The following is a 22803-nucleotide window of genomic DNA, read 5'->3' as shown; positions in this document are numbered from 1 at the left end:
AACGGACCACAACCATCTTCGCCCGCGCTGCTTCAAGAAATACTGGAAGGCCGGGAGAGTCGACATATTTAGCCAGCTTCATTTCTGATGATTGCGCGCTTTGCGCTCCGAACGCCAGAACGGGTCTTCTCCAGGCGATGCCTCACTGCAGCGAGCTCGGCAAAGGGGCGAGATGCTCGCGCGTTGTCGTTGTCAGCGGCGTCCACGCGATCCGCGTCGCTTGCCAAGGACTTGCGCCGCAGGAAACCGTTTTTCTCTCTCAGCTTTGGGTGGGTCGTCACGAACGAAGCAGCGACCAGCATCAAGCGTGACACCAGGCTGACCGGTACACTCTTTTCTCTGCCCAAAAGGCTACCACCGTCAGGATCGTCCACGTGGCCCATTGATGGCCAGCAATTGGCACAATTCCGCAAGTTCTCCGACACGCATTGACCGACCCGATCTCCCACGTTAATGGCCGGACAATGTTCGTCTCCGTGCGCCGCGATGCGGCCAAGCGCGCTTGCTGGATCAGGTAAATCCGACGGCATCTTAAGTCAGTTCCACCCTTGACCAGTCTACCTTAGCGCGGATCAGGGGGAGGGACAACGCTGCAAGAGCCGGTAAATCAAATCGTTGGTACGGTTCGAACGGAAGGACTTGCGAACAACAGGCCGGCCGGAGCTCTGGCTCAATTTGTGTTGGCGGACCAACGGCGGCTTTCACGCGACAATAGGTAATAACTTTTATGTGCAAAGTGTGTTCTTCGGCAAACGTCGGTATAGTTCGTTCCAACCTTCCCATATACACGATCAATCTTCGTGCAATTGAGCTGGCGCGTGACTTCGTTTCAACTGACGAGCAATCGAGGAGGCGATTGCAGTTATCCTTCTGTGATCCAGCCGATCGATTGAACCGAACGGTTCTCAAGTCATGAGTGGCAGACAAAGTTCTTGTCGTTTTAGGGCTTTGCTGCTGGCTTTGTTTCGCTCAATCGAGCGAGCGCCGACAGGGTTCGCTTTTCAAGCACGAGGGTCTGAACGATGATCGGACGTTTTGGCCGTTCGCCGGCGGTGTGCTTTCTCCTCGGTCTTCCACGATCCGGGACGACACTCCTGGCGCATTTGCTCCAGCATCATCCAGACATTGTGGCTCCGCCTGAACCCTGGTTGATGCTGGCGCTTGAAGCATTTGGCAGGGTCGATCAGCGCCATCCGGCGGGTAGCTCCTTGATTGAGGCGGCGACCTCCGAATTCCTGGGGCGGATAGATCGCACGCTCGCCAGCCGCGCTTTTGCCGATGCGGCATATGATCAGTATCTGGCAGAAGCGGGCAAGCGCATCCTCCTAGATAAGACACCACGCTATTGGACGGCGCTTGAGTTTCTTGAATCTGTCTATCCAGAAGCGCCACACATCCTTCTTATGCGCAATCCCTATGCCATCGCCGCTTCGCTTCACTGAAATCGACGTGGGGCATCCCGCTGCGGGCAGAAAGCCCGCATTCGATCAGCGTCTCCAGTCTCGCCGATCTCATGCTCCGTCTGCCCGACGTCATCATAACTTCACTCGCCGATTTGGCTCTGGGCCTTCCCAAGCTCGCCGCGCATCGCGCTCGCCCCTGGACACAGCTCGTGCAATACGAACTGCTCGTGGCGCATCCGGACGAGGAGATCCGGCGTCTGTTGACTGGGCTCGGCTGTGATCCAGCGGCCCTCGCATCGGCCGGGATGAGACAGGCAGATTATCTTCAATCGAGCAGCTTCGGAGACCGAAAAATCCTGCAACGAAGCGCCGTCGACCAAAGCTCTGTCAACGCATGGCAATCCCAATTGAGCGTCGAAGAGATGCAAACCGTGACAGATCTGGTCGGCATCGAGCTCTTGCTAGAACTCGGATATGAGCGGGAACTGCTACATGCACAGCAAGCCGGAGTCGTGGATAGGGGAGGGGAGGTAACCGAACTTTATCGTCAGATATTCCGAACCTGGTGGGATTTGCGGAGTACCAAGGCGGGAGCATCATCTGGCCCATCTGCCGCTGGAGAGTCGGTCCACACGATGGCTGCCCAGTTGCAACAGACGCTGTTGGCGTCAGAAGCTGACCGAGCTGCGGGGCTGGATGCCATTCGCAAGCGCGACGCGGCTATCGAGTTATTGCGAGGCGAGGTCGCGCGGCTTGAGCGGATTCTCAACATCCCCTAGGGCATCCGAATGCTTGCGATCAAAACACGCTGGCAGATCTAGCCAAGTTCCTTAACTCGCACGAGCTGATCTCCCGATCAGGTGTGACGCGGGGCGGCGGCAGCGGCGAATGCGAGTTGCTCCGCGTCCGCGAGTCAGCTGTTTCAGCGGGCTTGAGGTCATGAACGAGCCATGCGTCTTCTCCAGCCGGTTCCGCCGGGCATTCTCAGTCTCGGCTGGAGTCATAGAACGGCGGAGAACAGAGATCTCGCATCGAAAAGAAGACATATGCTACCCAAACATCTGCGCCGCCTCGAATCTGAATCGATTGAAATCATGCGTGATGTGGTCGCCGAGTTCAAAACGCCGGTCATGCTTTACTCGATCGGAAAAGACTCAAGCGTGATGCTGCACATTGCGATCAAGGCGTTCTATCCGGCAAAATTGCCTTTTCCCCTGCTTCACGTCGACACGACGTGGAAGTTCCGCGAGATGATTAACTTCCGGGACGCGACAGCCAAGCGACTCGGCATCGACCTGATCGTCCATGTCAACAAGGAGGGCATCGCGCGCGGGATCAATCCGATCGAGTCCGGCTCCGCGCTCTATACCCAGGTGATGAAGACCGACGCGCTAAAACAGGCGCTCGATCTCCACGGATTTGATGCCGCCTTTGGCGGAGCCCGGCGCGATGAGGAAAAGAGTCGCGCAAAAGAACGAATACTCTCCTTCCGTTCTGCCGGGCATGTATGGGACCCCCGCGACCAGCGGCCGGAGCTCTGGAACCTGTTCAACACGCGGATCCGCCAGGGCGAAACCATGCGCGTGTTCGCGATGTCAAACTGGACCGAGCTCGACGTGTGGGAATACATCATGCTCGAGGAGATTCCGGTCGTTCCGCTCTACTTCGCAAAACAAAGACCGGTAGTGCGTCGAAATGGTGCGACGATCATGGTTGACGACCACAGATTGCTGCTTAAGCGCGACGAGACGCCGGAAATGCGGATGATCCGCTTTCGCACCCTTGGCTGTTATCCTTTGAGCGGGGCTATTGAATCCGATGCGACGACGATCGAAGACATCGTCGCGGAAATGCAGACGACAACAGCGTCGGAGCGCCAGGGACGCCTAATTGATACCGATGAAGCCGCTTCAATGGAGAAGAAGAAGCGGGAAGGCTACTTTTGATGTTTACAAACCCGACAACGGGGCCGATCCCGGCCAAGACAAAGGATCAGCTGCGATTCATCACATGTGGCTCGGTGGATGACGGCAAATCGACGCTGATCGGCCGATTATTGCACGACAGCAAGATGATCTACCACGATCAGCTCGCGGTCCTGGAACGCGACAGTATCACGCACGGTAGCACCGGGAATGATATCGACTTCGCGCTGCTTGTGGATGGGCTGGAGGCAGAACGGGAGCAGGGCATCACGATCGACGTCGCCTACCGCTTCTTCACGACGTCGCGGCGCTCCTTCATGGTGGCCGACACTCCCGGCCACGAGCAGTATACTCGAAATATGGCTACCGGCGCCTCGCATGCCCAGCTCGCCATCATCCTGATCGATGCCCGCAAAGGCGTGATGGTTCAGACCCGCCGCCACTCCTTCATCTGTTCGCTGCTCGGTATCCGTCATATCGTGCTGGCAGTGAACAAGATCGATCTTGTCGCATACAGCAAGGAGTACTTCGATCGGATTGCCCGTGACTATCTGGCCTTTGCCGCCGGTCTCGGCTTCACCTCGATCGTTCCGATCCCGATCTCGGCCCGATATGGCGACAACGTCGTGGACCGCTCTGCTCATGCCGACTGGTATCATGGTCCCTGCCTGCTCGAGTATTTGGAAAGCATTGACATCCGCTCCGCCACCGCAAGCCAGGCTTTCCGCTTTCCAGTCCAATGGGTAAACCGGCCGAACCTGGATTTTCGGGGCTATGCAGGGTCGGTGGCTTCCGGCAGGATCTCGGCCGGAGACGAGATCGTTGTCGCCGCGTCGGGACGGACCACGCGGGTCAAACGGATCGTGACCCATGATGGCGACCTTGTCGGCGCCGAGGCCGGGGATGCCGTTACCATTACACTGCAAGACGAAATTGATATCGGCCGTGGCGACATTCTGTCCCGACCGGACGACCGACCGAAGATCGCCGACCAGTTTGCCGCTTATGTGATCTGGATGGACAAGGAGCCGCTCGCTCCCGGACGCAATTACGTCCTGCGCATTGGATCGCAGACGATTTCCGGCAGCATTGCCGCAATCAGGCATCGGATCGACGTCAACACGAGCGAGCATCTGGCGGCCGGGACGCTTTCCCTCAACGAGATCGCCTTCTGCGATGTTGCGACGACAATGCCCGCGGTATTCGATCCTTACGAAGTCAATCGAAAGACCGGATCATTTATCGTCATCGATCGTTACACGAACCGTACGGTCGGCGCAGGCATGATCGCCTTTCCGCTGCGGCGGGCCACCAATATTACTAGGCAAGCGCTAACCGTGGACAGGAGGGAGCGCGCCGCGCTCAAGAACCAGAAGCCTTGCGTCATCTGGTTCACCGGCCTGTCTGGCGCGGGAAAGTCGACGATCGCCAACCTCGTTGATCAAAAGCTGTTTGCGATGTCGCGGCATACCATGCTGCTGGATGGCGACAACCTCCGGCACGCATTGAACGCGGACCTCGGCTTCTCTGAGGCGGACCGCGCGGAGAACATTCGGCGTGTCGGTGAAGTCGCCAAGTTGATGGCGGACAGCGGCTTGATCGTGATCTGCTCGTTCATCTCGCCCAGTAGGGCCGAACGGGACAGGGTGCGCAGCCTGATTGGCAAGGAAGAATTCATAGAAGTCTTTGTCGATACGCCAATCGAGGAATGCGCTCGGCGCGACCCGAAAGGCCTGTATTCGAAGGTGAAATCCGGCGGAATCAAGAACTTCTCAGGGGTCGATTCGTGCTACGAGGCACCAACGACACCGGACGTTCATCTCAGGACCATGGAGCAGACCCCAGAGCATTCAGCGGAAGCCCTCGTGGATGTCTTGAGGGCGCGCTCAATTCTTGATGGCTAGATGTCCCTCGCGTCGCACCGTCGGTTCGGACATTATCCTGCTGGCCCCGCCAAGGCGATCCAGCTCAGACTGGCCTACGATCGCAATTTGGGCTCTAAAGGAACAAAATGGTCGCCCCCACTCGTCGACTGCCCGCTTCCGGTTACGTGCTCGAAGTAGATGGCCAATTCAAAACCGAGTACGCAACCAGAGATGGAGCTTGGGCGGGAGCGGAGGAGCTCAAGAAACGCCGTCCCATGCTCCAGATCAGAATCTACGACGCGATGACAAAGGCGAGAGAGGAAGTCCGACTTCCAGTAAGTTGATTTTTAGCTTGGGGCTTCTTGCCGCGCGTGCGGCCAGCGTCACGCCGAGCTCCGGTTAAAGTCGAGACGGGGCAGCGTCTCTGCCGGCTTCGATCTCTCGCGCAGTATGCGGGGGCCTCGGTTTTCCAAGGCCTCGCCGCCTCGGGCGAGCGGGCGCTTGCTTTCCAATATATTGACTGATCCGAATTTACCAGTCGACCACGACTCCCTCCTGTCGCGGCTATGCCAGCTTCGGGAAGCTTGCTTCCTTTTAGCCCGCTGCTCGTCGGCGGCGTGGACACCGCCTGCCGACGCCCGCGCCTTCTTTGCCGAGACAAAGCAGCCGCGGACCTTAGCCAACCTGCGCTGCGCTACAAACCTCCGCCGCGCTTGCGGTCCCGCTTCGTTTCGCAGGCCGTCGTTGATTGCGATGAAGGCGGTCCTGGGCGCGGCGAAAAGGCAAGAGAGCTCATCCGCGGCAACGACAAGGACAACCTCTTTGGTGATCTTCTCTGGTCAACGGTCAACCTATTCGAACGCGCAATAGACCGCGTCGATCGCGAGCTCGCCATCAACGAGCAGGACACTGCGGAGGGGCTAATGCGAGAAGAGAGCCCTCAACCGCGGGCACGCTCGCCACGACGATGATTGTTCCGCGAGACTTTCTCGCCGGGGAGCGGCGTTCAGAACCAAGAATTGCTGCCAGCCTAACGCGCTCACAGAGGATCATCTGGAGTCGCTCGTGTGGTCCTAGCAAAGCAGGACCACAAGTTCTGGCGTCCCGGCGACACGCCGAAAGGCGTCGAACTGATCGTTGCCAAAGGGACAGAAATCGCAAGGAAGCCCAGATTACCTTAGCCGAGTTCGACCATAGCCGGCCAAGGTCGCCCCATTCAAACGCAATGCCGTGATAGCTATGGTCATGTGCGACGAGGGCGTACACTCTCCGCGCGGAAGCATCCAGGAGGATCTCGCTGGCATGGGGAAGCTCGGTACCTCCATCTGCGGGCATGGCGAAGATCGTAGGTGAACGGGGCATTGTTTCATCCCCTCATGCAGGGACGCGATCAAAGGGGAATGCCGACGGTCCTGATGTCGAACTCTCAAACTATCCAACTCGCTGTGAAGCTCCGCGCTCTGCTGCCGAGGTAGGCTTGTCGCCGCCAGATGGGAGTACGCCAGGAAAAAAAGTCTCGCGAGAAAATTACCGGAGAGGCTTGAAACGCCCCTAACGTCAAGTTGTAGGATCTTGAAATGGACAACGACAGTCATCCGCGTCCCAAACCTTACAACGAGCGGCGAAGTGCGAATGCATCAAGTCTTAGGCCGTTGCATCAGACTCTCTGCTGCTAACGATATCGTCAGTGCCACGCCTCGATCTGCAGCGCGGCGCGATAATCCGACTGCTTCGTTTTCCTAACGTCGAGTGCGCCTGAATGGCGCAGGTTCACACGTAATTCGGCCGGCCGACCTGCCGCATTGGGACGCAAGAAGGCTCCGGGTCAAACCCACGCACGCGTCATGGCTGGATGAAAGCGCCCTTGGGCGCCAGCTCGCAACCCTAATTTCTAGGAGGTGACAAATGGTATCGATAAGGAGCTTTGTGAAAGATCGCTCTGCATCTGCGCTGATACAGCGAGGTTGGAGGTGTCATCCGGCTGGGTTTTCGGGTGCTGTCCCGAAGCGCGCCCGCGATCCATGGGCGTTTGATCGGAAGCTGTTGAGCTGAGGAAATCGACGCTCGCCACAGGGGCGTCGCTGGTGCGTGGGCGTACCCCAGACCTATTGACGATTACAACTCGGAGGAGGAATCGTTTGACAAGACAGCGCTCTTTGCTGACGCCTGGTCCTTTGTCATTATCGCTGGCGGTCAGGAGCCAGATGCAGCTTGATCTCGCATCGCGTGATTGCGAGTTCAAGGAAGTGACCGCCTGTATGAGGCGGCTGATGCTCAACTTGCTGGGAAATGGTGACGACTATTCGGTCGTGCCTATTCAGGGAGGCGGCTCCTTTGCGATGGAAGCCGCTCTCTCTTCATTTGTGTCCCGAGCCCACAGGCCGCTCGTTTGCATAAACGGCATTTATGGCGAGCGCATTTTACAAGTCTTGCGGCTGTGGGGCGTCGAAGCACTGAAGCTTGTCAAGCGAGCGACCGATCCTTTGGATCCTCAAGAAATTGGCGAGCATTTGAACCGAAATCCTGGCGTTACGCATCTGTGTTTCGTCCATTGTGAGACGACAACCGGAATCGTCAATCCGCTGGAGGCGATCGTGGAGGAGGCGAGGCGACGTGGCGTAAAGACCATCATCGATTGCATGAGTTCCTTCGGCGCCCTTAATATCGACCTGAGCCAGCCTGGACCTGACGTCCTGATCACGTCGAGCAACAAGTGCATAGAAGGGCCGCCGGGAGTAGCGTTCGTCATCGCGTCTCGCGAGCTGCTGGAAAAGGCGGTTCAAGAACCGAGGTCGTTTGTGCTCGACGTGAGAGATCAATGGCTCTCGCTCGAGCGTACCGGTGAGTGGCGGTCGACCCCTCCCACCCACATCGTTCAGGCAACGACAACGGCCCTGAAGATTCTGCACGAGGAAGGCATCGAGGCCAGGCGCCGCAGGTACGAGAAGGTCAGGAACGATCTCGTCAAAGAACTCGAAGGAGTGGTGTCTCCGCTGCTGTCCGCGGACTTGCAGTCGCCGGTCTGCGTCGCGTTCAGTGCGCCATCCGGAATTGTGGACCAGGCAGGATTCGATCGGCTGTATCGCCACTTGGCGGCCCACAACCTTTACGTTTACTCGAAGCTGCACCTTGCGACGCGGAGTTTTCGCGTCGGTTGCATTGGGGAAATCCAACCCAGCTGGATCGAGCAGTTGGGGTGCGCTTTCCGTACGTATTTCCGGTCCGGTCAGGGTCGTTCGGCAAGGCCGACGTCGGACCTAGAGGCATGCGGGGCTCGCGTAAAGATGCCTGCTCGCGCGGCTGGGGACCCTCGGCTGCCGTTTTCCGCCGAGACTGCTGTTCTGCACGCGGGCTATCGACGTGACCCCGTGACGAAAGCCGTCGCAGTGCCGATTTACCAGAATACGGCCTACGAACTCGATGGCGATCTAAACCACATTGCTGACGTCTACAACGTCAAGGCCGATGGGTTCACCTACTCCAGGATCATCAATCCGACGACCCGCGCGCTGGAAAAGCGCTACGCCGCCGTCGATATGGGAAGCGACTCGCTCGCCGTTGCGTCAGGTCAAGCGGCGACGTTCCTTGCTATCGTCAACCTCTCAAGTGGCGAAGTGGGCGACAATGTCGTCGCCTCTCCATATCTGTATGGCAATACCTGGAACCTGCTCCACAACACATTAAAGCGTCTTGGGATCAGCGTGAAGACGGCGGATCCCCGAAAGCCGGAGACGTTCGAACGTGCCATTGATGATCGCACGATATGTCTGTTCGGAGAGGTGATTTCGAATCCCTGTCTGATTCCGCTCCCCGTCAAAGAGCTGGCGTCGATCGGCCGAAAGTACGGCGTACCTTTGGTTGTGGACAATACGACGACGCCACTGGTGTGCCGGCCGTCAGATCTCGGCGCTGCGATTACGACTTACTCCGCCACGAAGTATATATCCGGCCATGGCACGACGCTCGGCGGACTGATCGTTGACAACGGCGAGTTTAGCTACCGGGGAGCCTCTCGCTTTCCCTTGTTCAACCGTCCCGACGATGCGCATGGCGGAATTGTCTGGCATAACGCGGTGCGCGATGTCGACGATCTTGGAAAGAGCGAGTTTCTCCTCAAGGCTCGCATGACTTGGTTGCGCGACACGGGCGCCGCGATTGCCCCGTTTGCGAGCTTTCAACTGATCCAAGGGCTCGAAACGCTGCCGCTTCGGATGAAGCAGCACTGCGCGAATGCCAGCGTCGTGGCCGACGTGCTCAAGGAGCATCCTAAGGTGCGCCGTGTCTTCTATCCGGGGCTGTTTGAGGGCGCCGATCGGGAAACCGTCGAGCAGACACTCAATGCCGCATACGGACACGGGGCGATGATCATGTTCGAAGTCGACGACGAACAGGCTGGGCGCAAGTTCATCCAAAACGTCGACTTGATGTATCACGTTTCGAATGTGGGGGATGCCCGCACGCTCGTGACCCATCCTGTCTCGACGACCCACACCACCGTCCCCCGGGAAAAACGCGAAGCCGCCGGCATATTTGGCGGCTCGATCCGACTTTGCGTCGGCATCGAAGATGTCAGCGACATCGTACGCGATCTGGAAAAGGCCCTTTCCGCAATCTGACAACCCGCAAAGCGATCAGGAAGAGGTTCTCATGAATCAGGCAGAAGCTTGGAAATTGAGGTCATCACGCTATGAGGCCGTTCAATTCAGCCGAGAGATCAACAGGCAGCTCTCCGAGCTGAGGCCCGACAACATAACCGGAGCGGCCTATATCGCCAAAGATTACGCTGTCATCACAGCGTGCACGCTCGCGACTATGTCCGCCTCATGGTGGCTCTACCCGCTGGCCGTTCTTCTGATTGGCGCCTATCAGCGCGGATTGACAACCATCGCTCATGATGCGGCTCACCGCACGCTCGCGAAGAACACCACCTGGAATTATGTGCTCGGCATTCTGTTCGCTTCCTATCCCTTGTTCCAGCGCCATTGGGCCTACCGGATCTCGCACGTCTATTTGCACCATCCTTATCTCGGCGACCCTGACAAGGATCCCGACCTTAAGTTTTTCCTGGCCAGCGGCGTTTACGACGTGCAGCGTCCGGAACGGTACGCTTTCAACGTCATCTGGAAGCCGATCTTCGGCGGCGCGACAGTGGCGTATCTGAAGTATCTTTGGACGAATCGGTTTTCGATCTCGGATCCCGAGGATCAGAGCCGCTCGGGCATACTGATCGACAAGTACGGCTTCTATCTCTTCTGGATCAGCGTCCTGGGCGGCTCATATGCTCTTGGGCTCCTCCATATCGTCGTCCTATTTTGGATCGTGCCCTATCTCACAACGTTTCAGGTTCTCGGCTGGTTTATCGAGCTCGCTGAGCACTCGCCTATGTGCGAAACCGAGACGCAGAACGTCTATCTCACCAGGAATCGGAAAGGAAGTTTCATCGAGCGGGCCATCCTCGGACAGAATCTGGATGAGTACCATCTTGAGCATCACCTTTCGCCCGGTATCCCGTTTTGGCTGTTGCGCAAAGCTCAGAAAATCCGAATGCAGGATCCGAACTACGCGAAGGTTGCCGCTACGTGGGGTGGGCTCTTTGTCAAGGGACCTCAAGGTCAACCTAGCGTCATAACCCAGTTGAAAGAGCGTAATCGACGCTTGTATGAGCAGTCCGTTGCCGACGTTCGCACGCGAGGGCAGTTGGCGTGACGTTGCCTCGGCCAGAGGGCGCCCGAGCAGTGGTCGGCGTCACTTCGAACCGCCTTTTTGTCGATGGTGTGCATCGCGACTGGTTGCGGCGCAAGTACGTGCAGGCACTCCATCGTCATGCGGGTGTAGCTTGCGTCATATTGCCGACAGTCGACGCGGAAGATGCGAGGGAGGAGGGCGTGGCGGCGATCATGCACCAGCTCGATGGTCTGGTGTTGACAGGTGACGAATCGAACGTCGACCCCGGCATTCTGAGGGCGCCTGCGTCTTTGACGGAGGCTGATCGGCAGGACGTCGAGGTTGGAATACTGGACCGTCCGCGGGATAGGCTCTCCGGCGTGACGATAGAGAACGCCATCGCGCTCGGAATGCCTATTCTGGGCATCTGCCGTGGGCTTCAGGAACTCAACGTCTATTTCGGCGGCACACTCCGCCCGTCGCTTGCGAAGTGGAGGCCGGAAAGTGGCGCGATGCATGCCGAGAAGCCAGATCGTCCTCGAGACCGTCAGTATGACGCCGCGCACAGCGTCAGGATGTGTTCCGATGGCGCGCTCTTTCCAATCGCGCGAACCCTCGAAGCGCATGTCAACTCGCTGCACAATCAAGGCATCGAGGCGCTTGCCCCGGCGCTGAGGCGGGAGGCATGGGCGCCTGACGGTCTGGTGGAGGCGGCTTCGGTCATCGGCGCGCCGACGCTGCAAATGGGGGTGCAATGGCACCCAGAATGGCATGTCTCAAACGACCTCCTCAGCCAGAAACTGTTCAAGGCATTTGGAGAGGCGTGTGTTGGGTACTGTCGTACTAAGAAGTACTAGAGGCGGATTGTGACATTGCAAACCAAACGTGGTCTGTGCAAGTCCCTCGGAGCCGGCGCACGCGCCTGGTCCGGCCAGAAACGTGCTCCGCCGCGCGGGCACAAAAAAAGCGCGCGATTGACGAATCGCTTCGCTCTCGGAGTGTTCTTTGTGGCGCTTTATGTCGTCGTGAGCGCGGCAGGCGAGGTTTATGCGGCGGCGTATTTTCAGCAATCAGATGCGTTCGTCGCGCTCCTTCTGTCATTCGCTGTGGTTTGTCTGACGTTCAATCTGATGGCTTGCCGCGAGGCAGGCGAGGCAAGGGTGGCGAAATGGTCGCTCTTGGTCTTCGTCGCGCTCAATGTCGTGACAGCGCTCAGCTGGATCGGCCTATTTATCGGACTGCAATACGCTGAACCTGCGATCGTCGTTACCTTCATGGTCGCGTTGGGACCCACCGCAACGGTGTGGTTAAACGTACTGATCAGGCGCCAGGGTGCCCCTCCAGCATCCGATATTGTCGTGAGCGTTACGATCGCGACGATCGGGAGTTACATGGTTTGGATCTCAGCCAGCGGCAACGCGGGCGTGGAGTGGGGGGCTCGATCGTCATTTGGCATCCTCTTGGCCATCGTGGCCGGCCTATCGCTGGCCCTGACAAATATACTTGTCAAATTGCTGTTCGAGCGTGGGTTTTCTGGCCGACAGGTGCTCGCCCATCGCTTCTATGGAACGATTCTCTTGCTGCTGGGGCTGGTCGACCATTCATCTATCGTGCCTGAGATCTCGCAGCATTGGTCTGCGATCACAACCATTGGGCTGTCGACGATCATTCTTCCTTTGCTCCTGATCCAGCAGGGCATTCGCCGCGTAGAGCCCTACACCGTCAACATGGTCCTATCCACCGCCCCTATCATCACCTTCCTGTTCCAGTACTTCGATTCTCGCATCGTGCCTTCGCTACATACGTTTGTTGGAAATGTTCTCATTACGGCTGTCGCTCTTAGCAACATCTACCTGCACTATCGGAGATCCGCATGAAGGAACGGAATTGTGTGATTGTAGACGCATACTCTACCGGTCGTTTGCTACCGGAAGAATTCAAACGTTATGGAATTAGAACGGTGCACGTGATGTCGGCCGCACAGATTCCACCCATATTTCAATCGCACTTCAATGCGGATTTGTATGATGAAGTCATTCGCCCCATCCAGGGCATGGGGTATGACGATATCGTTGAATATCATCTTCAGGCTCTCCATGGCAGGGAAGTGGACTTCGTTATCGCAGGCTGCGAGACGGGAGTTGAACTCGCCGATTCTTTGTCGGAGCGGCTTGGCTTACCTTCAAATGGCACCGCATTATCGGCTGCTCGGCGCGACAAAGCGCGGTTGTCTTTCGCGCTGACCTGCGCTGGCGTGCGATCAATCAGACAAGTTGTCTCCGATAATGCGGTAGAGATCGCAAGCTGGAAGCGCGAAGCGAAGTTCGACGAGATCGTAATCAAGCCTTTGAACAGCACGGGTACTGAGGATGTATTCTTTTGTTCGACAGATGCTGATATTCAGCGAGCTCTAAGCGCAATTCTCGGGAAGACGAACCGTGTCGGCGCGTTGAATCATTTTGCCCTTGGGCAGGAGAAAATAAACGGCCAGCAGTACACCGTAAATGCCGTCTCGATCGATGGGGAAGCCTTCATCACGGAGGCCTGGACGTATGACACCGTTCCTGTTGAGGGGGCATCATCGGTCTGCTCACTTGAGCGATTGTTGGAGGGCAGCGAACCAATCGTTCAGGAATTGTCCGACTACCTGGTGCGTGCGCTGCAGGCGCTTCAAATCGTCGACGGACCGGCTCATGCGGAGATCATTGTCGATCATCGGGGGCCAGTTCTCGTGGACTTCGGCGCCAGGCTTCAAGGGACCATGTCGGCAAAGGCACGAACCCAGGCTTTGGGGCACAATCATATGACGCTGACGGCCTGGCGCTACGCGGATCCGAAGGGCTTTGGTGAGTATATGAGGTCGCGCGGGCCCTACAAGCGGCAGGCTCACGCACTATGCGTGTCGCTGATCTCCGATGTGAGCGGTGTCGTTGCCGGTTACCCGGGACTCGAAGCAATCCGCAAGCTTCCGAGCTTCGCGGATGCGATTGCATTCGTTGCGATTGGTCAAGAGCTGGTTCCGACCATCGACTTGGTGTCGACACCAGGCATCGTTTATCTCGTGAATAGCGAACTAACTCAGCTCGAGGAGGACTATCGCAAGTTGCGAGCAATGAGGATGGATCAGGTGTTCGATTTACTCACCCAGGATCGCGGCTAATGCGAACTGATACCAGGTTGGCTGGGGCGAATCCACCCCGTGCGGCGATGATCGGCGTGAGCGACTTTGATGGCATCCTGCGAGGCAAACACGTCTTAGGTGAAGATCTCACAAATGGAGACAAAGTTATTAAGTTCTCTGAAGCGGTGCTGGCGTGGGATTGTTCGGACCAGGTCATTCCGGCCAGTTTCACGCAAAAGCCGCTATCAGCATTTGGAGATGCTGATTTGCGTGTTCTGTCAGACACCGGCCGCTCGGTGTCATATGTCAGCGATCAATATCTTTACCTGGCTGAGTTCATGGGCGCACATGAAAACATCTGTCCCCGCGGTATTCTGCGTAAGGTCCTGAGGAGGGCCGCTGACCACGGGTACGGCTGCGCCGCCGGTTTCGAGTTTGAATTTATGTTGTTCAAGGAGAACGCCGACACAATTGAAGAGAAGCCATTCGCCCAATGGGCTCCTTTAACCCGGGGCCCGTTCGGTTACTCGATTGCGCGCTCTGTCGCGCGGCATGAGCTGTTCGATGAAATCTTGGCCCTTTGTGAGAAGGCTAGAATACCTCTAAGCGGACTGCACTTTGAAACGGGGCCTGGGGTGGTCGAAGCGTCGCTTCGTCATTGTGATGCGCTGGAGGCTGCTGATCGAGCAACTATATTCAAGTCGATGATAAAAGCGTGGGCGCAAACGCGAGGCATGATGGCTACATTCATGGCCAAGGTTTCCGAGGAATGGCCGGGCCAGTCCGGCCATATTCACATCTCGATGTCCTCGGATGGTCAGAATGCGTTTTACGACAGCGATGCGTTCCGCAACGCCTCGAAGCTTATGAGGCAATTCATCGCCGGACAACTAGAGTACATGAATGAGTTCTGTGTGCTAGCTGCGCCGAACTTCAATAGCTACAAGAGATTGGTACCGGGCTGCTGGGCACCGATCTCTCCAAGCTGGGGGGTTGACAACCGCTCCTGCGCGGTTCGGGTCATCCCGGGGCAGCCGTCTGCTCATCGGCTGGAGTATAGGCTGGGGGGCGCGGACGTGAACCCCTATCTCGCCCTCGCATGTGCCATTGGTTCCGGCATACTGGGCGTCGAAACAGATGCGACAATACCGGCTTCGATCGTCGGTGATGCCGGCGTGGAGATGTGTCTTTCGTCTGCGAGACTCCCTCAAAACCTATCAGAGGCAACATCTCGGTTTGCGCAGTCGCCAGCGGCCTATGACGTCTTCGGAGAAAAGTTTGTTGAAGCCTTTTCTTGCTCCCGACGTTGGGAATGGGACGCCGTTCAACATCGCGTCACCGACTTTGAACGTCGAAGATACTTCGAGATCATCTAACTTGAACTCGTCGACAGTGTGCACCTCGGTACTGTCGTCGGCGAATGGCGTCGGAGTCGTCGACATTGTGAAGTCTGAAGTAACCTCCAGCTCCAGAGTGTTGCGACGACCACTTGAATCCGCCCTGCACGCCGCGATCGGAGTGGTGGATCAATCCAGCCCGCGGCCGCTGCTGCCGGATGGCCATCATCAGCGTCGCGGATGCGAGTTCGACCTGCATGATTCCTGCATGGCCCAGCCGACGATATTTCGGCTGAACAGATCGATGACGGCCGCCAGATACAGCCACCCCTCGGCAGTCGGGATGTAGGCGTTATCGGCAAGCCAGGGCTTCCGCCGTGAAGTCGCGCGCGATCAGGTTCGGTGCGATCGGCAGGTCGTGACGGCTGTCGGTGTGCGCACATGGCGCGGCGGCGCCATGATGGCGCAGATACCGTGCCGGTGCATCAGCCGCTCGATCCGGCCACGGCTTGCGCCACGTCCCCGCTTGCGCAGGACGGCATGGACGCGAGGACTGCCGTAGCGTTCGCTGCTGTCTTGATGGACTTGCCGGATCGCGGCCAGGAGGCTGGTATTGGATGTGGTCCGCTCGCTCACGGGGCGATCGCGCCAGGCGTAATAGCCGGCCGGCGAGACCTCGAGCACGGCACACATCAGCCGCACCGGATAGGCGTTGCGATGGTCTTCGATGAAGCGGAAGCTCATGTCCGGGGTCCGGCGAAGATCGCGATCGACTTCCTAAGAAACAGCGGGATTGGCGTCCTCCAGAATGGCCTGTAAGACGAAGCCCAGCGATTTGGCCCTGCGTTGTAGATTGGCGAGGACGCGGCTGCGATATTGTTGCCATAATGGGCGGCACCCGGATCTTTGTAGCACATGCCATGCCGCAGTGTGTTGTAGAACAAAGCCGCAATCTTGCGGGCGGTCGCCGTCACGGCTTTCGACTTGCCCGCTCGGGACGCTAGCCGACGATAGAATGCGCCGAACGCTGTATCGCTTCTGCCAACGGTTGTGGCTGCCAACCGCAACAGTGCGGCTGCCCGACTTGAAGACCTTCGGGTACGTGAAGAAAGCGCCTTGCCACCGCAGATTTTGTTGGCTGGCGCAAGGCACAGCCAGGAGGTGAAGTGCTTGCCGCTCGGCCAAGCCCTCAGATCGGTGCCACACTCCCCGATAAGCTTCAATGCCAGTAATGGACCCAACGTGGATCTCAGTCAGATCGACGCCGAACACGCCGTACAGCGCGGTCCTGACATCGAAGGTAGGTGCGTTGACCTGTTTGGTCTTGATGCGTGGCTTGGATAGCTTTCCGACTGACTTTGCGCCTCTATTGTTCAGTGCTGCGATCAGGACCTCGAGCTTGCGGTCGCAGTCCAGCATCTTAGCCTGGTAGACGTCGTAGAGTTCCAGCGACTCGGTCAGCGCGAAGACATGTTCGTGCCGGTCGTTGCCCACCAGCGCCGCACGGATCGTCGCGCTGGATGAATGGCATCGCACGTCCCGATAGGTTGCCAAGACGTCAGGATTCCGCTCGCCTGCAACAATGGCTCGGATGATCCGCATGCCGGTCGCGCCGGTGATATCCGAGACCACATGATGCAGCTGCAGATTCATCTCCATCAGGGCCTTCTGCTTATGCTGGAGATGGGCGGCGGCATATTCCACCAGCCGCTCCTGTTGGCGCAGATACGCGCGCAGGGTTGCAATCTCGGCATCAGGTCGGAAGCTGCCGCGTAACAGGCCATAGGAATGAAGCTGGCGCAACCACGCGGCATCCCTGACATCGGTCTTGCGCCCGGGCACGTTCTTGGCGTACCGCGCATTGACCAAAATCACATCAAACCCGCGCTGCTCATCCAATAGACCCCAGTGGATTCCATCGCGACACTCGTCACGCCGCAGGCTCTGAACCAGTCCGCCAGCTCATGCAGGTCTTGCGTGAATGTACCGAAAGAGCGCATCGGCACGTCGGTGCAAGCGGGATCCACCGCGGCCATGTGCATCTTTGATCGAATATCGATGGCGGCGGCCCCGGCATTGACCAGCGTCAGTTCCGGTCATTCGCCGGTCGTCCTGTTGAGCATGGCAATCCTCCGTTCAATGATGAGCAGGAGGGTCTGGGCTATGCCAATCGTGATCTTCCTAATCGGGATCGTCGCGATGCGACGTCACCACTCTCAAGTTCACACGCACCCATGGACCATGTTTTTTAACGGGGAGTGTGCCTCCAATGATCGAGCGGCCGCTACCCTCCCAGCGCCGGGGATAGCACAAGGCTGTTTCTACGCCGCGCAAGCGCGCCACGGTGATGGACCGTTTTTTAAAATGTCGCGCTCCATGCGCAGCCGTTCGTTCTCGTGGCGCAGACGGGCGATCTCCGAAGCCTGGTCCCCCGACATCGGCGTCGCCTGCGTGGTGTGGCGCCACGCCGCCGATGTCGGCTCCTGCCGGAGCTTGTCAACCCAGCGCTGCAGCACCGAGTCACGCAGACCGAGTTCCTTGGCAACAGACCCGATCGAGCGCCCACTCAAAGCCAACTCAACGGCTTGGCGCTTGTACTCTTCGGTAATGACCGACGTTGACATTCCATTCGACACCTCCGGGCTCAATGAGCCTACTACAGGTGTCCACTCATTCGGAGGAGGTTCACCTCTGAGATTGTTACCCCTCATCCAATATCGAACGGGGCGAAAGGTAATGCACCGGGCTTACCGTTCTGGAGAGCCCTCCCAATGACGGTAACATTTTGCACTCTGTCATAGATGTCAGACCAAGGTTGTATTTGGCGGACCTGACGCCCGATTCGACATCGTGTGCGGCCCGTGGTTGTATCCATACGTTGATAAAACTTATTCATAGGGGGAATCATGAAGGGGTGGCTTCTTGCCTTGACTGTGCTCGTCTACACGGCGGACATCGCTCAAGCCCAATATCTAGGAACAGGTTCAAATCCCAACAGCCACGGCGTCTAGGGGTACACGCGTAGCAACGGCACGTATGTGCAGCCCTATACGGCGACCAATCCTAACGGCACCCAGAGAGACAACTACAGCACCAGCGGCAATTACAATCCTAACAACGGTCACTTTGGAACTCGCACACCGCGCTACTAATGGAGCGATCGATGGCCAAATCAACTCGCAATAGCGGAAAGTCTTGGACACCGAAGGACATGCAACAGCTCAAACAGATGGCGAAAGGCAATACGCCTACGCGTGTTATTGGGCTGAAGCTTGGTCGCGCTGAGGCGGCCGTCTATGGGAAAGCCTCCTCCGAAGGAATATCGCTTAGCCCGACCAATCAGAGCCCGTACAATCGCCGCAAGTAATTCGCCGGCTCCATAGATTACGGGGGGAATAAAAATGGGGGCTTGCACTGTTTGCGGCCAGCCCGCAGGATTTCTGCGATCAATTCATCCCGAGTGCGAGCTAGCGTCGTCGGCTCCCGAACGTACGACTCGAAGCGAGACTCACGCAGGATCGATTTACGGCGCTCTTAGCGCGAAAATGGGACGGCCCTACGAGTTGGAGTCGAGCCGCATAACCGCCGTGGTCGAAAATGTTCAAGCTCTGAAGCGAGAGGGCCGACTTGACGAGGCGCTCCAAGTGCTCTTGCCGCAGCTAGACCTCTGGGAAAACGATGCTGCGGCAGGTCTTGGTGGTGTCGCTCCCTGGTACTATGAGCAGGCTGCGATCATCTATCGGAAGTTAAAGCGCTTCGACGACGAGATAGCTGTGCTCGAACGATTTGCGGCCCAGCCACATTCGCCCGGTGCTTCCCCGCCTGAACTGTTAAAGCGGCTAGAGAAGGCGAAGTGGAGTGAAGCAAGGCGGAACGGTATTGATGCGCCGAAACCGGGGTGGATGCATTCTGGCACAACATCGAAACAGACGATAGTGGCGCTCAAAACTTCGATCAAGCCCTCTGCGACCAAGTTGGCTATCGACCAGCAGCCGATCTCCGATTTCATCGCACTGGACGTGGAAACCGCAAATGCGGACCTAGCAAGCATTTGCTCGATAGGCCTTGCCCACTTCCGGGCCGGTGAATTATTCAGGACTTTGACTATTCTAGTCGATCCCGAGGATCGCTTTGACCCAGTCAACATTTCGATCCACGGCATTACTCCAGCGGATGTTGCGGGCCGTCCGAACATGGCCCAGGTCTTTCCTGTTATTGCGGCGTCGCTGGCAGATGTTCTCGTCGTACATCACAGCCACTTCGATAAAACGGCGCTCGCGCGTGCTGCTCTGAAGTATGGCACCGGTCCGCTTCCGTGTGTGTGGCTTGATACGCTTAGGGTTTCGAGGCGAGCGTGGCCTAATCTCTCGCTTGACGGAGCGGGATACGGGCTAGCACGATTGGCGAAAGAGTTTTCCATAGCGTTTGAACATCACGACGTGGCCGAAGACGCAAAGGCGTCCGGCTATCTGATGCTTAGAGCAATGCAAGACACTGGACTCAATCTGGTGCAATGGATCGAGCGTGTTGAGAGGCCGATTGAGGATGATCAACAGAAAATTGCGCGTCCTGGCTCTGGCTCGGGGCCGCTTGCCGGCGAGATCATCGTGTTTACGGGCAAGCTCGACGTTAAACGAGAAGAAGCGGCGCGCCTTGCTGCGGAAGCAGGATGCGAGGTGACGGAGTCAGTTAGCCAGCGCGTTACCATACTGGTCGTTGGAGATCAGGATTTGCGCCTTACTAAGGGGCAAGAAAAAAGCACCAAACATCGCAAGGCCGAAGAATTGATTTCGCAGGGCGCCTCGCTCCGGATCGTGGGAGAGGCTGACTTCATGCGTATGGTAAGTTTGGATACTGATCGAGATCGACCGCCGCGGTAATAAATTCAATATAGCGTTGCAGATGGGGCCGGCGCTCCAGGCGTGCTTGGACGTATGTCTTCGTACATGCAGAGACTGACGATATTCTAAGAGGCGGCGCTCCCACTGTGCAGATTGACCGGAAAGCTAGCTTGGATGCTTTACCACTACTGTAGCAACAGCACCTTTATTTCGATCATACAAACCAAAGCCGTTTGGTTGTCCGACTTCACGCTCTCCAATGACCGATTGGAGGGAAGGTGGCTGCGAAGCCTCTTGGACGAAAGGTGCCAGCAGGAAGGCTTTCATCCCTTACAGATGGAAAGAATACTTTCGCACTTTGATTTCGGCGCGACTCGGCTAGGTGCTGCTGGCTTTTGTATGTCGGAGGATGGCGACCTTCTGAGCCAATGGCGGGCCTACGCTGGGGATGGGGGTGGCGTTTCTATTGGTTTCTCCAAGCAGCACTTCGAAGCGCTGGCCCACGCCCGGTATGCCGCACAATCTGGAGAAGCCCTGTCACTGCACAAGATTGCCTACTCTCGCGAAGACCAGGCGGGTCTTGTTCAATAGATCTTAGATGACGTCGTCCATGCGGTGAAAGCCGGAGCGCTAGATACCGGGTCGCTATTGAACCCGCTAGAAGGAGACAGAAAAATCGAAGTCGAAAAGCATTTTCGGAGCCTTACCGCGAACTTTCTGGCTCTCCACCTGGTGCAATACCGAGTGAAAAACCCGGCCTTCATCGAGGAACGTGAGTGGCGATTGATCTCGCTTATCGTGTCATATGCGACGGAAGCGTCGTCGCATGGTGAGCTTTCCAAAATGGAGTTTCGTGCGGGGCATGACCGCATAGTTCCGTATCGGATTCTTCCGCTTGGGGATGCTGCGTCGTGCATCACCGAGATTGTTCTTGGTCCTAAGAACATTACACCCACTCGATACATTACAGCTGCCCTTGACCGGTATGGTTGGAAAGACGTGCCAGTCCGAATATCAGCGGCATCCTATCGATGATCTCATGTCGCTGAAGAGCCGTATCCCCAAAGCAACGCTCGATAGTTGGAGAACCGAACTCTCGAATTGGAACCAAGTCGACCCATTTCGTGATCGGGTAGACGAAATCCTGCGTCCCCTCTCGCGATCAGTTTTCTTTGGTCAAGCCGGGCTCGCCTTCTTGCGGGACGCTTCGACTGCAGGTCGCTTTGCAGCGGCCCTTTCGTCGGACCTCGTTCGGTTGGCGCCTACCGAGCGACCGGACTTCGAGATACAAACGGACGGCGTGATACAGCAATTTGAGGCGACCGAGGCTGATAGGGACGGCCGCCGACGCGGGGATGAGCAAGGCAGCCCTGCTCTGGAGCCTGATCCAGTAGAACAGTGGAGGGCGCGATTCGAGGCCATCCCGGCCGCGCTTGACCGAGTAGTTACCAAGAAGATCGCAAAGAACTACACGCCGGAAGTTGGCCTAGCGATCTACGTCAACCTAGGTTGCTATGGCGCATACGTGGATGAAGGCCTGCCGGTCCTTCAGAACGGCACTGCACCCGCGAAGGACAAGTTCAGGGTAGTGCTCGTGATGTGGGAAGGGGCTGTTTACAAGCTCTGGGAGGATGGACGTCCCACCTTGGTGAAATGGCCGTATGCGAGCAAGGAAGATTTTTGAGGACGTTAGCTTTCTATCTTTTGAGACACAGGGGTGTGTTTCAATAGTATAAAGCTCGGTCGTCGCAATCCTTTCCTGGGCACCATACAATTCTGGATCGTAAACGATCCAGATTGATGGCCGTTTCAGAGTGTTGCGTCGGCCCGAACCAGACAATCCATCCGGAAACGCCCCTCAACGCGTGCTTGCAGGAGCGCTCGATGCCGGCCGCATCGATCGCTGCGGTGCCATTACCATCGGTGGCCTAGCCTCGGAGTACCTTCGACCGCGGTTCCCGCCGCCCGTTCAGATGGCACAGGCCTGCGGGGCCGTGTACGACGGCGGCTTCGTCGATCTGGCGGACGTGACCCTGGTCAATTGTCATGGCGTGAGAGGTCGTCGGCATGCGTTAGGCAGACCGGGAATCATGCTTTTCCTGCCGGCTCCAAGAGCGGATACTGATCGCATCGCCAGTGACGGCAGGCATTGATGCGGCGCAGCAAAGCGAGAGCGCGAATGCGTCGTCCAGGAGTGCGGGGTGCCGGGAAGCGACGTTCAAGTTCAATCCTTCAGCGGCACGAGCTCGGCCGGGACGCGTCCTTCGGGCACCGAGGCCAAGACCGAACCTGAGCCGGAGGAATCATGAGAAAGTGGAGGGTCTCGCTCAGGCTGTCGGTCCACTTCCTGGGCGACGATTCCGGGAGGATCGTCGAGATTCTGAAGGGGGTGGGCGCGAAGGCCGTCCGGACGAAGTGAGCCGAGCATCGTTATGTCAGATTGTTCCAAGCCGCTCTTACAGGCGCAGTCTCGCCTGTCCTTGCGGCGTGTGGGGCGGCACATGAGCAGGGTCGACACGGGCCACCCAGTGCCGGTAACACTGCGACGTCAGCGAACTTCAAGGTTCCAGACCTATCAGGTTTGCAGACTCAAGACCTTCCGCGTTTTCGGGCGAGCATTCGGATTTACAGTTTGTTAACAACGCCG

Annotated in this window: 17 protein-coding genes and 2 pseudogenes; 14 read left to right on the top strand and 5 right to left on the bottom strand. The window is 57.6% G+C overall.

Annotated elements, in window-relative coordinates; genetic code table 11:
* Positions 1-68: 68 nt before the first annotated feature.
* On the bottom strand, positions 69-374 hold the full coding sequence (locus I6F31_RS04455; protein ID WP_225184798.1) for a hypothetical protein: 306 nt from the start codon (positions 372-374) through the stop codon (positions 69-71).
* A 648-nt stretch (positions 375-1022) separates the two neighbouring features.
* Here I6F31_RS04455 and I6F31_RS36450 point away from each other — a divergent pair.
* The 10 genes from I6F31_RS36450 (at position 1023) to I6F31_RS04410 (ending at position 15354) form a co-directional block, all read left to right on the top strand.
* Complete coding sequence (locus I6F31_RS36450) at positions 1023-1442, top strand: sulfotransferase (protein ID WP_276573184.1); 420 nt, start codon at positions 1023-1025, stop codon at positions 1440-1442.
* Positions 1443-1612: 170 nt separating this feature from the next.
* Positions 1613-2182, top strand: a complete 570-nt coding sequence (locus tag I6F31_RS36445) for a NoeE-like protein (protein WP_346656459.1) — start codon at positions 1613-1615, stop codon at positions 2180-2182.
* Positions 2183-2353: 171 nt separating this feature from the next.
* Entirely contained in the window at positions 2354-3349 is a 996-nt protein-coding gene (cysD, locus tag I6F31_RS04445) for a sulfate adenylyltransferase subunit CysD (RefSeq protein ID WP_225184797.1), read from the top strand.
* Positions 3349-5232 carry a sulfate adenylyltransferase subunit CysN gene (gene cysN, locus I6F31_RS04440; protein ID WP_225184796.1) on the top strand — a complete coding sequence of 628 codons (1884 nt, stop codon included), beginning with the start codon at positions 3349-3351 and terminating at the stop codon, positions 5230-5232. Before cysD ends, cysN begins: the two co-directional genes overlap by 1 nt.
* 2045 nt (positions 5233-7277) lie before the next feature.
* A complete protein-coding gene (locus I6F31_RS04435) occupies positions 7278-9809 on the top strand; it encodes a 2-aminoethylphosphonate--pyruvate transaminase (protein WP_225184795.1) in 2532 nt (843 codons plus the stop codon).
* A 31-nt stretch (positions 9810-9840) separates the two neighbouring features.
* On the top strand, positions 9841-10899 hold the full coding sequence (gene rtxC, locus I6F31_RS04430) for a dhydrorhizobitoxine desaturase (RefSeq protein ID WP_225184794.1): 1059 nt from the start codon (positions 9841-9843) through the stop codon (positions 10897-10899).
* A gap of 29 nt (positions 10900-10928) precedes the next feature.
* Entirely contained in the window at positions 10929-11714 is a 786-nt protein-coding gene (locus I6F31_RS04425) for a gamma-glutamyl-gamma-aminobutyrate hydrolase family protein (RefSeq protein WP_225184793.1), read from the top strand.
* Between the two features lie 9 nt (positions 11715-11723).
* Positions 11724-12734 carry a DMT family transporter gene (locus I6F31_RS04420; RefSeq protein WP_225184792.1) on the top strand — a complete coding sequence of 337 codons (1011 nt, stop codon included), beginning with the start codon at positions 11724-11726 and terminating at the stop codon, positions 12732-12734.
* On the top strand, positions 12731-14017 hold the full coding sequence (locus I6F31_RS04415; RefSeq protein WP_225184791.1) for an ATP-grasp domain-containing protein: 1287 nt from the start codon (positions 12731-12733) through the stop codon (positions 14015-14017). The genes I6F31_RS04420 and I6F31_RS04415 overlap by 4 nt, the downstream gene beginning before the upstream one ends.
* Complete coding sequence (locus tag I6F31_RS04410) at positions 14017-15354, top strand: glutamine synthetase (protein ID WP_225184790.1); 1338 nt, start codon at positions 14017-14019, stop codon at positions 15352-15354. The genes I6F31_RS04415 and I6F31_RS04410 overlap by 1 nt, the downstream gene beginning before the upstream one ends.
* A 130-nt stretch (positions 15355-15484) precedes the next feature.
* Here I6F31_RS04410 and I6F31_RS04405 read toward each other — a convergent pair.
* From I6F31_RS04405 to I6F31_RS04390, 4 genes and pseudogenes are all read right to left on the bottom strand, one after another.
* Positions 15485-16059: pseudogene (locus I6F31_RS04405) on the bottom strand (IS3 family transposase); the annotation flags it as partial.
* Positions 16056-16538, bottom strand: a complete 483-nt coding sequence (locus I6F31_RS04400) for a transposase (RefSeq protein WP_249788095.1) — start codon at positions 16536-16538, stop codon at positions 16056-16058. The pseudogene I6F31_RS04405 and the gene I6F31_RS04400, both read right to left, overlap by 4 nt.
* Positions 16539-17028: 490 nt before the next feature.
* Positions 17029-17157, bottom strand: a pseudogene (locus tag I6F31_RS36620) (IS110 family transposase); the annotation flags it as partial.
* 479 nt (positions 17158-17636) lie between these two features.
* Positions 17637-17939, bottom strand: a complete 303-nt coding sequence (locus I6F31_RS04390; RefSeq protein WP_225184787.1) for a transposase — start codon at positions 17937-17939, stop codon at positions 17637-17639.
* Positions 17940-18478: 539 nt separating this feature from the next.
* Here I6F31_RS04390 and I6F31_RS04385 point away from each other — a divergent pair.
* The 4 genes from I6F31_RS04385 (at position 18479) to I6F31_RS04370 (ending at position 21840) form a co-directional block, all read left to right on the top strand.
* Positions 18479-18682, top strand: a complete 204-nt coding sequence (locus I6F31_RS04385) for a hypothetical protein (protein WP_225184786.1) — start codon at positions 18479-18481, stop codon at positions 18680-18682.
* A 178-nt stretch (positions 18683-18860) separates the two neighbouring features.
* On the top strand, positions 18861-20195 hold the full coding sequence (locus I6F31_RS04380) for an exonuclease domain-containing protein (protein ID WP_225184785.1): 1335 nt from the start codon (positions 18861-18863) through the stop codon (positions 20193-20195).
* Positions 20196-20330: 135 nt separating this feature from the next.
* The gene (locus I6F31_RS04375; protein ID WP_225184784.1) at positions 20331-20747 is read left to right on the top strand and encodes a DUF2971 domain-containing protein; all 417 of its coding nucleotides are present in this window, start codon (positions 20331-20333) and stop codon (positions 20745-20747) included.
* A 448-nt stretch (positions 20748-21195) separates the two neighbouring features.
* Positions 21196-21840, top strand: coding sequence for a hypothetical protein (locus I6F31_RS04370; RefSeq protein ID WP_225184783.1), 645 nt, complete (start codon positions 21196-21198; stop codon positions 21838-21840).
* Positions 21841-22803: the final 963 nt, after the last annotated feature.

The organism is Bradyrhizobium sp. NBAIM01, from assembly GCF_020194115.1.
GTDB classification, from domain to species: domain Bacteria; phylum Pseudomonadota; class Alphaproteobacteria; order Rhizobiales; family Xanthobacteraceae; genus Bradyrhizobium; species Bradyrhizobium yuanmingense.
Note: the sequence above shows the minus strand (reverse complement) of the source record. Positions and strands in the feature narration are given on the sequence as shown.